We start from the raw sequence: 12,012 nt of genomic DNA, 5'->3' as shown, positions 1-12,012 counted from the left end.
CCTCGGGCCCCGGGCTCGGCCACGGGCCCTCGGGCCACGGGCCACGAGCCCGGGCCACGAGGCGCGGGCCACGGGCCGAGCAACCGAACCGGGAGACCGCGCACATGGAACGCCTACGGCAGGACGACCCCCCGCAGATCGGGCCGTTCACGACCCTGGCGCGGCTCGATCCGGAATCCGCCGAGCGCTCCGTCCCCGAACGCCGGTACCTCGCGCGCAGCGCCGACGGGGAGCGCACCGTCCTCGTCGGCGTACCGCGGGCCGGGGCCGATCCCTCCCGGTGGGCGGTCGAGGCCGAGGGCGCCCGGCGGCTGCGGCTGCCGCGGTTCCTCGACGTCGCCGAGGTCGGCGGCACGGCCGGCTTCCCCTGGTACGCGACCCCGTACGAGCCGATGCTGCCGCTGCCGGCGGTGCTCGCCGCCTACGGCGGTCCGCTGCCCGAGGAGGTCGTGCGCGGGCTCGGTGCCGCCCTCGCGGAAGGGCTCGCCGCCGCGCACGCCCGCGGGGTGGCGCACGCGGGGCTGTCGCCGGCCGCCGTGCTGGTCACCGCCGGCGGGCCGGTGCTGTCGTGCTTCGGCGCCGTGCGGGCCGCCGCTCCCGACGGCGTGCACCGGGCGGGGCTGCCGGGGATCGACCCGGGCTGCCTGGCTCCGGAAGAGGCCTCGGGCGGAGCGCCCGGGCCGCTCGGGGACGTCTTCGCCCTGGGGTCCGTACTGGCCTATGCGTCGACCGGCCACACGGTGCCCGAGCAGGGCGAACTGCCGCCCGGGCTGCGCGGGCCGGTGGGGGCGTGCCTGGCGCGTGATCCCGCGGACCGGCCCGGGTCGGCCGGGGAGCTGCTGCGCGGGCTGGCCGCTCCCTCGAGGGTCCCGGACCCGCGGCTGCCGCCCTCGCCCGGGCCCGCCACGGCCCTCGACGGCGCCGCTGCGCCGGTCGTGCTGCCGGGCCGTGTCGTCGCCGCGCTCGCCGCCCAGTCCGCTTGGCTGCTGGCCGCCGAACTCCCTTCGGTACAGGAGCGGTTCACCTCGTCCGCATCACCGCAGAAAGTGCGCTGACCCCGATGCCTCCCCTCCCGACCCCGCTCGCACCGCTCACGCACGACGACCCGGTACACCTCGGTGACCACCGGCTGCTGGCCCGGCTCGGCAGCGGCGGCATGGGCACGGTCTACCTGGCCCGGTCGGCGGGCGGGCGTACGGTCGCGCTCAAGACCGTGCACACCCGGATCGCCGCCGACGCCTCCTTCCGCACCCGGTTCCGGCTGGAGTCGGACGCGGCCCGGGTCATCGGCGACCGGTACGGGGCGCGCGTGTTCGGCGCCGACCCGCTGGCGCCGACGCCGTGGCTGGCGACCGAGTACGTGATCGGCCCCCAGCTCGACGAGGCGGTGCGCCTCGGCGGTGCGCTGCCCGAGGCGTCGGTCCGGTCGCTGGGCGCCGATCTCGCCCGGGCCCTGGGCCAGTTGCACCGCTCGGACGTCGTGCACCGCGACCTCAAGCCCTCCAACATCATGGTCACCGCCGCCGGGCCCAAGGTCATCGACTTCGGCATCGCGCGCGCCCTCGGCGACGAACGGCTGACCAGCACCGGGGCCGCGGCCGGCACCCCCGCCTTCATGTCGCCGGAGCAGGCCGGAGGCCTCGAACACACCCCGGCCGGCGATGTGTTCGCGCTGGCGGGCGTCCTGGTCTTCGCGGCCACGGGGCACGGCCCGTTCGGCGGCGGCCAGGCCGCGGACCTCCTCTACCGGGTGCGGTACGCGGAGGCCGACCTCGGCGGCGTACCGGCCGGACTGGCCCCGCTGCTGGCCCGCTGCCTGAGCAAGGACCCGGCACTGCGGCCGGGCACCGGCGAGCTGGCGGAGCTCCTCTCCCCCGGCGAGCCGGCCGTCTTCGCCGACGGGCTGCCGCAGCCGGTCCTCGCGGACATCGCCCGGCGGGCCGCGGCGGTGTGGCAGCCGCCGCCGGCCCGGCTCGCGGCGCCCGCCGGGGAGCCGGAGACCGCCGCTACGGCCCGGACCGGCATGTCGCGGCGCCGGCTCCTGACGCTGGGCGGCGGCGCGGCGGCCGCCGCGACCGTACTTGCTGCGGGCGGCGGCTGGTGGGCCTGGCGCAGCAGCCGGCCGGCCGGCGCCGCGAAGAAGAACCCCGTCCTCCAGCCGCCGCCCGACCCGCTGTGGTGGGTCGACGCGGCGATCCCCCCGGTCCTCCCCGAGCCCCTGTGCGTGGGCGATGCCCTGGTCGCGGTCGCGGACAGCACGGTCGGGGCCTTCGACTCGCGGACCGGCAGCGACAAGACGGAGTTCCTCGGCTACGCGGACCGCTGGCGGGTCGGCACCGACGGCAAGGTCCTGTACGGGCTCGGGAGGCGGGACCCCGACACCGCACCCGACAAGGCGGTCGCGGTCTCCGTCCTGCCCATGGAGTACGTGGAACGCGGCAAGGAGGCGCCGCCCCTGGTTCGCCTGCCCGCGTTCGACGGCGCCCACCGCCTGACCCAGATCCTGGGCGCGAGCGGGGACACGGCCTTCCTGCACGCGAAGGCCGCGGGGGGCGAGGAGTGGTGGGTGGTGGCCGCGAGCCTGACCTCCGGCAAGGAGCTCTGGCGCCGGCCGGCGGCGGGCCCCACCCCGCACCAGCTCAAGCTCGAGTACCCGACTGTGCTGCGGCTCAAGGCAGTACGCGGCGGGATACTGCTGTGGCAGCGGGCCGAACTCGGCGACGACCTGCGGGTCTCCCTCCACGACGCGGCGAACGGCACCGAACGCTGGTCCGCGACCCTGGCGGCGCCGGGCGCGACCCCGGACCAGCCGGCCACGGACGACGACCACGTCTACCTCGGCGCGGCCGCGGTCCAGGCCCTCCGCCTCTCGGACGGCAAACCCGCCTGGTCCTTCGGCGAGGGCCGTGACGTGGGCCCGGTCGCGGGCAAACGCCGCTACGGCCTCCCCACGGTCCGGGACGGCGTGGTCTACGCCGTCGAGGGCACCCACGGCCTCGTCGCCCTGGACGCCCGCACCGGAGCGGAACGCTGGCGCGAAACCACCCCGAAGAAGTCCGCCGCAGGGGAGTCCACCCCGAACCGCGACGTGGCCCCGGTGGCCACGCCGAACCACATCTACTTCCTGGACACCCTGGGCGTCCGAGCCGTAGACCTCCGCACGCACCGCCCGGTCTGGCGCTACGAGACCAAGGCCACCACCCTCACGGCGGACCCGTCCGGCACCCGCCTGCACGTCCGCGAAAAGGGCAGAATGACGTCCCTCCCGACCGACTGAAGCCACGAACCGCCACCCTCACGAACAGACCGTCGGCGGACCTCAGGCGTCGTCCCGGATGGGCTCCAGGATCGCCACGCACTCCATGCGGTGGGTCATCGGGAAGGTGCCATAGGTCTCGATCTCCGGAGAACGAGCAGGTCAGGCCCGATGTCCGCCAGCATCCCGCCTTCTTCTAATGTGCATTCCTTGCTCAACGGCTGCGACCGCCGAACAGCCACCGGCATCACAGAAAGCGTGATTCTGCAGATTTGACACAAAAGGAGTGGACGCAGTGAACAGATCATCTCGGTCTTCGCGCGACAGCCCATGCACGGTCAGTCCCCCCGGATAGGATTCACCAGGTCCGCGGCCTGGTCGGAAGAGATGCGGACGGTCGGGAGCGGGCAGCACGCCCGGCAGTGAAGCCAGAGGTGGGGACAGCAGATGCGGGAAGGCCGGTGGACCACGGTCACCGAGTCCGAGTACGACCACGAGCGCCGTGCTCTGGAGGCCGTCCGCGAGCAGCTGCCGGACTCCGACCCCTGGCGGGCCTGGTCGAACTTCACCTTCACCGCGAACACCGGTCACGTCCGCGAGGTTGACCTCCTCGTCGTCACCCCCGCCGGTGTGTGCATGATCGAGCTGAAGCACTGGCGCGGTTCGCTCACCAGTGAGAACGGCACCTGGGTGCAGACCAAGCCCAACGGGCGCCGCGAGCCCCACGGCAATCCCCTGCACCTGGTCAACCGGAAGGCCAAGGAGCTGGCCGGACTGCTCGGCCAGCACGGAAAGCGCGTGTGGGTCGGCGAAGCGGTCTGCTTCACAGACGATTCACTGCGCATCCGGCTCCCCGCGCACGACCAGAACGGGGTCCACACCCTCGCCGAACTGATGACCATGCTGAAGACGCCCCCGCGCGACGAGCGGCGCCGGATCACCGCGATCGACTCCCGGGAGATCAAGTCCGCACTGGAACAGGTGGGCATCCGGCGCAGTGAGGCGGACCAGCGGGTCGGTCCGTACACGCTGCGCGGCAACGCCTTCGACTCGGGCGAGACCTGGGCGGACTACCAGGCCGAGCACACCGAACTGCCCGAGCTGGCCCGCGTCCGCATCTACCTGAGCGAGCGCGGCTCGGACGCCTCCCTGCGCCGGTCCGTCGAGAACGCCGCGCGCCGCGAGGCCGCCGTGCTCCAGCGCTTCCGCCACCCGGGTGTGGTCCAGCTCAAGCAGTACTTCCCGTCGGGGCACTCTGCGGGCCCCGCGCTGATCTTCGACTACCACCCGCACACCCTGCGCCTGGAGGAGTACCTCCTCCAGTACGGCAAGGGCCTCGACATCCTCGGCCGCATGGCGCTCGTCCGCCAGCTCGCCGAGACCATGCGCTCCGCGCACTCCAGCCGGATCCACCACCGGGCTCTCGCAGCCCGTTCCGTGCACGTCATCCCGCGCAACCGGGGAGCTCAGGGCCAGACCGTCGGCGAAGAGGCTGCCTGGCTCACCCCCCGCCTGGAGATCTCGGACTGGCAGATCGCCACCCAGCGCGGCTCCGGCTCGGGTGGCGGCACCGGACCGGGCATGACCCGCTTCGCGCCGACGGCCCTGTCCGCGGTGCACATCGCCGAGGGCTCCGACCCGTACCTCGCCCCCGAGCTGACCGCGCTCAACGCCGACCCGGTCCACCTGGACGTGTACGGCCTGGGTGTCCTCACGTACCTGCTCGTCACGGGCAAGGCGCCGGCCGCGAGCCAGGCCGAGCTGCTGGCCCGCTTGGAGGCGGGCGAGGGCCTGCGCCCCAGCTCCCTGGTCGACGGCCTGTCAGAGGACATCGACGAGCTCGTGCAGGCGGCCACCGCCTATCGGCCGGGCCGGCGGCTGTCCTCCGTGGACGAGTTCCTGGAGATGCTGGAGCTCGTCGAGGACACCCTTACCGCACCGGCCACCGTTCCCGAGGGCGAGCCCGAAGCGGCGGCCCCGGAGAAGGACCCGCTGGAGGCAGCGGCCGGCGACGTCGTCGCCGGGCGCTGGGAGGTCCGCCGACGCCTCGGCACGGGGTCCACCAGCCGGGCCTTCCTCGTCCGCGACCTGGAGGCCGAAGCCCGCCGGACGCGTCCGCTCGCCGTGCTCAAGGTGGCCCTCTCCGACAGCCGCGGCGAGGTACTCGCCCGCGAGGCCGAGGTGATGGGCCGGCTCCGCGCCGACTCCCGGGTGATCCGGCTCGTCGAGCCGGAGCCGCTGCGCGTCGCGGGGCGTACGGTGCTGGCCCTGGAGTACGTGGGTGACGAGCGCGACGAGAGCACTGAGGACGGCGAACCCACCCGCACCCGGACCGGCCACCGCGCGGAGACGGTCGCCCGCCAGCTCCGGGAAGTCGGCCGGCTCAAGATGGACCAGCTGGAGGCGTACGGCGACTACCTCTTCGGCGCGGTCGACTTCCTGGAGGGCGAGAGCGTCTGGCACCGCGACATCAAGCCCGACAACATCGCCATCCGCATCCGCCCCAACCGCACCCGCGAACTCGTCCTGATCGACTTCTCGCTGGCCGGCTACCCGGCGAAGGAGTACGACGCCGGTACGGACGGCTACCTCGACCCGTTCATCGGGACGCTGACCCGCACCGCGTACGACTCGCACGCCGAGCGGTACGCCGTCGCCGTCACCCTGCACCAGATGGCTTCGGGCGAACTGCCCAAGTGGGGCGACGGGTCGGTTCCGCCCCGGATGACCGAACCGAAGGACTTCCCGTACCCGCACCTGGCGGCGGACGCCTTCGAGCCCCTGATCCGCGACGGCCTGGTGGCCTTCTTCCGCAAAGCCCTGCACCGGGACGCGGCCAAGCGCTTCCCCGAGCTGAAGCCGATGCGGGACGCCTGGCGGAAGGTCTTCCTCGACGCGACGCAGGCGCCGCCGTCCAGCCACCGCTCGCGCCACCCCGAGCCGGCCATCGAACCGGCATCCGCCGAGGACACGACCCGCCGTCCCTCCATCGCGGACGCCGAACCGCTCACCGCCGACGAACAGCGCGACCAGCTGGCCGCGCAGGTCACCCGGGACACCCACCTCTCGGCCGCGGGCCTCACCCCCGCCGCCGAGTCCTTCCTGTACGGCCTCGGGATCACGACCGTCGGCGGGCTCCTCGACTACAGCCGCAGCAAGCTCCCCAACGAGCCCGGCCTCGGCACGAAGACCCGTACCGAGGTGCAGCGCCGCCAGCGGCAGTGGGGCAAGCTGCTGCGCGAGGCGCCGCTCTCCCCGCTCACCCCCAAGGGCCGGGCCGAGGCCAGGGAAGAACTGGCCCAGCTGTCCGCGGCCGAAACGGCCGTCCTCGGCACGCTGGCCACGGCCGAGGGGGCCGGCGGACTGACCGGGACCGCCCTGCGCGCAGTCAGCCTCGACGCCCTCGCCACGATCCTCGTGCCGGAACTCAACAACAACCGCTCCAACAGCAACAAGGTCGAAATGGTGCGGCTCCTCCTGCGCCTTCCGGATGAGCACGGGGAACTCCCCGACATCGGCGCCTGGCCCAAGCAGAAAGACGTGGCGCAGGCCCTCGGGCTCTCGGCGGGCCGCATCCCGCAGATGCTGAAGGAGGAGCGCAAGCGCTGGAAGAAGCATCCGGCGGTACAGGCCTTGCGCGAGGAGATCATGGACCTCCTCGCGGGGCTGGGCCGCGTCGCGCCCGCCGCGGAGATCGCCGATGCCCTGGCCGTCCGGCGCGGCACCCAGCTGGCCGGCCGCGACCAGCGGCGCGCGCTGGCGCTCGCGGCGGTCCGGGCCGTGGTCGAGGTGGAGCAACTCGAACCGGCCGAGGCCGAGTTCCAGCACCAGGCCAACCGCAAGGCAGCCGAGGACTCGCTGACGGCGGGCCTGCTCGCGCTGGACGTCCGCGAGGGCGATGCTCCCAACACCCCGTCCGCGCCCGGGCTCCTCGACTACGCGGCACGGCTGGGCCGCACCGCCGACCGCCTCACCCGCCTGGAGACCCTGCCGACCGCGACGACCGTCATCGGCGAACTGGGCGCGCTCACCCTGCCGCCCGGCCTGATCGAGTGGGACGAGCGGCGCCTGGTCGAACTGGCCGCGGCCGCCTCGGCGAACGCGGCCGCCACCCCCCGCCTGGAGATCTACCCGCGCGATCTGCCGCTCGTCCGGGCCCTGCGGCTGACCCAGGCCGGTCTCGTCCCGTTGATCCCCGGCGTGCCCGAGAACCGCCAGCCCGGCCTGACCGGCGCCGACATCCACGAGCGGGTGCGGGCCCGCTTCCCGGAGCTGCTCGTCCCGGACGACCAAGGCGCCGGTACGCACGAACTTCCCGTCGGCCCCGCTCTGACCAAGGCCCTGCGCGACGCCGGCTTCGACCTCACCCTGTCGACCCGTGAGGGCACCAAGACCCCGCGCTACCTGCCCACCCGCATGGACAGCGCCTCCAGCTACCTCACTGGCGGCGCCTGGCGCCAGGCCACCGACGTCGGCGCCGTCACCCGCTACTCGGACGACCCGATGCTGGCGGGCGCGGTCCGCGCGGACGAACGCCTGCTCGCCTCGGCCCGCCGGGACGGCTACCGGGTCCTGACCGTGCACCACGCCCGTACGGTCGATGCGGTACGGGAACTCTCGGCCGACCGGATATCCGCCCAGCCGGTGTCGGTGACCGAGCTCCTCCTGGAGTCCCTGCACGCCTTGGTCCCGCCCGCCACCAAGCCGACGTGGGAAACCCTGCTGAAGGCGGACGTGGCCGAGCCCGGTTCGCGGGGCGCGCTCAAGTTCGCCGAGTACACGCGGACGGCCTGGGGCGCGGTGGAACCGCAGGTACGCGAGCTGCTGTCCCCCGGGGCCGGTACGGGGCCGGTGCTGCTCACGGACACGGCCGTCTTCGCCCGGTACGACGCCATGGGCGTCCTGGACCGGCTGGCGGAGGCCGCCCGGCAGGGCGGACGGGGGTTGTGGCTGCTGGTGCCGCAGCCGGATCCGGCACGGGAGCCGAGGCTCGGTCCGGTCGCGGTGGCGTACCAGGCCGGGCTGGGCGAATGGATCGAACTTCCGGACTCGTGGGTGCAGAACGCCCACCGGGCGGCCGGTGCTGTTGACGAAACCGAGGGAGACACCAAGTGATCGACCGCAAGGCCCTGTTGGACGACCTGAAGCGGCAGGTCAAGGCGGTCGAGGCGGACCTCGGACGGCAGGTGAAGGCGGTCACGGAGGTCGGCGCCAAGCTGAAGGCCGAGTACGACCGCGCCCGCAAGCTGGGCCGTACGGCCGCCACTTGGAACTCCTGGCTGGACGAGCGGATCACCCAGGTCGCGGTGGCCTGGGTACTGGGCACGGTCTTCGTCCGCTTCACCGAGGACAACGGCCTGATCCCGGAGCCGTACCTGGCGGCCCCGGAGGCGGACCGCCGCGACCTGGCGCTGGCGCGGTACGACGAGTACCAGGCCAACTCCGAGGACCCGACGTACCGCGGCTGGCTGGAGCAGGCGTTCGCGGAACTGGGCGCGGGGCAAGCGGGCCGGCTCCTGTTCGACCAGCGGCACAACCCCCTGTACCAGATCCCCCTGTCGCACGACGGAGCGCGGGACCTGGTCGACTTCTGGCGCGCGCGAGACGAGTCGGGCGCGCTCGTCCACGACTTCACGGACCCGCTGAAGGAGGACGGAGACGGCACGGAGGGCTGGGACACCCGCTTCCTGGGCGACCTGTACCAGGACCTGAGCGAAGCAGCTCGGAAGACGTACGCGCTGCTCCAGACCCCGGAGTTCGTGGAGGAGTTCATCCTCGACCGGACCATGGACCCGGCGGTCCGGGAGTTCGGCTACGCGGAACTGAAGATGATCGACCCGACGTGCGGGTCGGGTCACTTCGTCCTGGGCGCGTTCCGGCGCTTGGTCCGCCTGTGGGCCAACGGCCAGCCGGGCCGCGATCTGCACGAGCGCGTACGGGCATCCCTGGACTCGGTCCACGGCGTCGACCTGAACCCCTTCGCGGTGGCCATCGCGCGGTTCCGTCTGCTCGTCGCCGCGATGGCAGCGAGCGGGGTCCGGACGCTGGCACAGGCCGCGAAGTACGAGTGGCCGATCCACCTGGCGGTGGGCGACTCCCTCATCAAGCACCGCCACAAGCAGGGCAATCTGTTTGACGAGTTGGAGGAAGAGGGCGCGGACGAGCTGGCGGACTTCAAGTACGAGACGGAGGACATCCACGAGCACAAGGACATCCTCCTGCCGGGTCGATACCACGTGGTGGTCGGCAACCCGCCGTACATCACGGTGAAGGACAAGAAGCTCAACGAGCTGTATCGGGGGCTGTACGACGCGTGCTCCGGGAAGTACGCGCTGTCGGTGCCGTTCGCGCAACGGTTCTTCGAGTTGGCGATGGTGGGCGACGCCGAAAGCGGGCGCGGCTACGGCATGGTCGGCCAGATCACGGCGAACTCGTTCATGAAGCGGGAGTTCGGTACGCGTCTCATCCAGACATATTTTGGGCATGAGGTTGAACTAACCGAAGTCATCGACACCTCAGGGGCATACATCCCAGGCCACGGAACACCAACGGTCATCCTGATTGGTAAGCGGCGCGGAGGAAACCTCCGCTCCGAGTCGATTCGCACCGTTCGAAGCGTTCAAGGCGAGCCTGCCGTACCAGAAACGGGGGAAGACGGGTTCGTCTGGGCCGCAATTGTTCGACAGATCGATGACCCTGGGTCGCGAAGCCAGTGGGTTTCCGTGAATGACCTAGAACGCAGACGTAATTTTGGAAAGCAACCGTGGATTCTTGCAGATGGCGGGCTTGAGCTGGTTGAGCAAATCAATCTCGATTCCGCGGGTAAACTGTCGGAGGTATCCGATTCGATCGGCTTCGCCGCGATCACCGGAGATGACGAGTATTTTGTCCTCCCGCGCCCGCTAGCCAGCTGGATTCAGGAGCGCCCCGTACCACGTCGAATCTTCGTCACGGGCGACCAGGTACGCGATTGGGATTGCCTCCGCACCGCTGAGGCAATCTTCCCCTCTGCCGCAACGGCAGCGGAGCGGGCCACATTGGAACAACGAACCCTCTGGCCTGGCCGCCAGATCCTGCGAAGCGGTCTTATGTTCTCTACTACCAAGGAGCAGCGAGGGCTACCGTGGTCCAACTACGCCTACCACCACACCGGAAGGCTCGAATCAGACCTATTGATTACGTTCCCTTTCGTTGCGACACACAACCACTTCTGGATCGGCCGCGGCGATACTGTATTCAATCGCCACGCCCCGGTAATTAAACTCCAGGAGGCGAAAGAGGAAGCATATCTGCGCCTTCTGGGCTTGCTCAACAGCTCTACTGCTGGAGTCTGGCTCAAGATGGTAAGCCACAGCAAGGGAACCGAGGGCCATCAGTCCGGCATCAAGACCGAACTCTGGGAACAGTTTTACGAGTTCACAGGAACCAAGCTTCAAGAATTCCCTTTGCCCGCCGTGCAACCTACAATCTTCGCCACTGCACTAGACACTCTGGCTCAGAAATTCTCGAAAGCCACCCCATCAGCCCTAACAGTCGGTTTTACTCCGACACCCCAGGCCCTCAGGGAAGCCCACCATATTTGGAACACCACCCGCTCTCGCATGATTGCGCTTCAAGAGGAGCTGGATTGGCAGGTCTACTCGCTCTACAACCTGCACCCCGAGGACCTGCGCGTCTCCGAAGACCCTGACTCGCCAGACATCCCCGAGCTCGCCCTCGGTGAGCGCGCCTTCGAGATCGTGCTCGCGCGTCGCGTTGCCGCGGGCAAAGCAAGCGACGAGTGGTTCAAGCGGCACGGATCCACGCCCATCACCGAGATCCCCGCCCACTGGCCCGCTGCCTACCGCGCGATCGTCCAGAAGCGGATCGACGCCATCGAGTCGTCCCGCGCCATCGGCATGATCGAGCGGCCCGAGTACAAGCGGCGCTGGGCCACCGAAGGGTGGGACGCGCTTCAGGACAAGGCCCTCAAGGCTTGGCTGCTCGACCGGATCGAGGACCGCGCGCACTGGTTCGAGAACGACCAGCCCACCCTCGTCACGCTCTCCCGGCTCACCGACAACCTCTCCCGCGACGAGGACTTCGTCTCCGTCGCCAAGATCTACGCACCCCGCAAGGAACTGCCCGCCGTCGTCGCCGAGCTGATGGCCGACGAGCACGTGCCGTTCCTCTCCGCCCTGCGCTACAAGCCCTCCGGGTTGAAGAAGCGGGCGGACTGGGAGCACGTCTGGGACCTCCAGAGGCAGGAGGACGCCACCGAAGACGAGCCGGCGAAGCGGAAGATCAGGGACAGCATCCCGGTACCGCCGAAGTACACCTCCGCCGACTTCCTGCGCCCCTCCTACTGGCGGGCTCGCGGAAAGCTGGACGTACCCAAGGAGCGGTTCATCTCTTACGGGCAGACCAACGCGGCCACCCCCACCCTCTATGGCTGGGCCGGCTGGGACCACCGGGAGCAGGCGTTCGCGCTGGACACCTACATCGCCACCCACGAGGCGTTGACCTCCGAGGAGGTCACGCCGTTCCTGGCGGGACTGCTGGAACTCCAGCCCTGGCTTGACCAGTGGCACAACGAGATCGACTCCGCGTTCGGCGCCTCCCCGGCCGCGTTCTTCCGCAGTGACCGGCAGATGGAGCAGGGCAAGCACGGCCTCACTGACGACGAGCTCCGCGCCTGGCGCCCGGCCGCCGCCACCCGTGGGCGCGTGGCGACAACGAAGTAGCCTGCGCGAACACGCAGACGGCCCCGCGCTCCA

The 12,012-nt window shown here is 71.1% G+C and carries 4 protein-coding genes; all 4 read left to right on the top strand.

Translation table 11 applies throughout. The annotated features are described in order from the left end of the window. The first annotated feature begins 104 nt into the window (after positions 1-104). The gene (locus tag IF09_RS0109445) at positions 105-1,055 is read left to right on the top strand and encodes a serine/threonine protein kinase (RefSeq protein WP_051832295.1); all 951 of its coding nucleotides are present in this window, start codon (positions 105-107) and stop codon (positions 1,053-1,055) included. Positions 1,056-1,060: 5 nt separating this feature from the next. Beyond that, positions 1,061-3,277, top strand: coding sequence for a protein kinase domain-containing protein (locus IF09_RS0109440; RefSeq protein ID WP_051832293.1), 2,217 nt, complete (start codon positions 1,061-1,063; stop codon positions 3,275-3,277). 426 nt (positions 3,278-3,703) lie between these two features. Then, positions 3,704-8,371 (top strand): BREX system serine/threonine kinase PglW, encoded by a 4,668-nt coding sequence (pglW, locus tag IF09_RS0109435; RefSeq protein ID WP_030293914.1) that lies wholly within the window; start codon positions 3,704-3,706, stop codon positions 8,369-8,371. After that, on the top strand, positions 8,368-11,979 hold the full coding sequence (gene pglX / locus IF09_RS0109430) for a BREX-2 system adenine-specific DNA-methyltransferase PglX (RefSeq protein WP_030293912.1): 3,612 nt from the start codon (positions 8,368-8,370) through the stop codon (positions 11,977-11,979). Before pglW ends, pglX begins: the two co-directional genes overlap by 4 nt. The last annotated feature ends 33 nt before the right edge of the window (positions 11,980-12,012 follow it).

Origin of the sequence: Streptomyces katrae, assembly GCF_000717655.1 — a bacterium.
GTDB lineage: Bacteria > Actinomycetota > Actinomycetes > Streptomycetales > Streptomycetaceae > Streptomyces > Streptomyces katrae_B.
The sequence above is the reverse complement of the archived record's forward strand: the minus strand, read 5'-3'. Positions and strand labels throughout refer to the sequence as shown.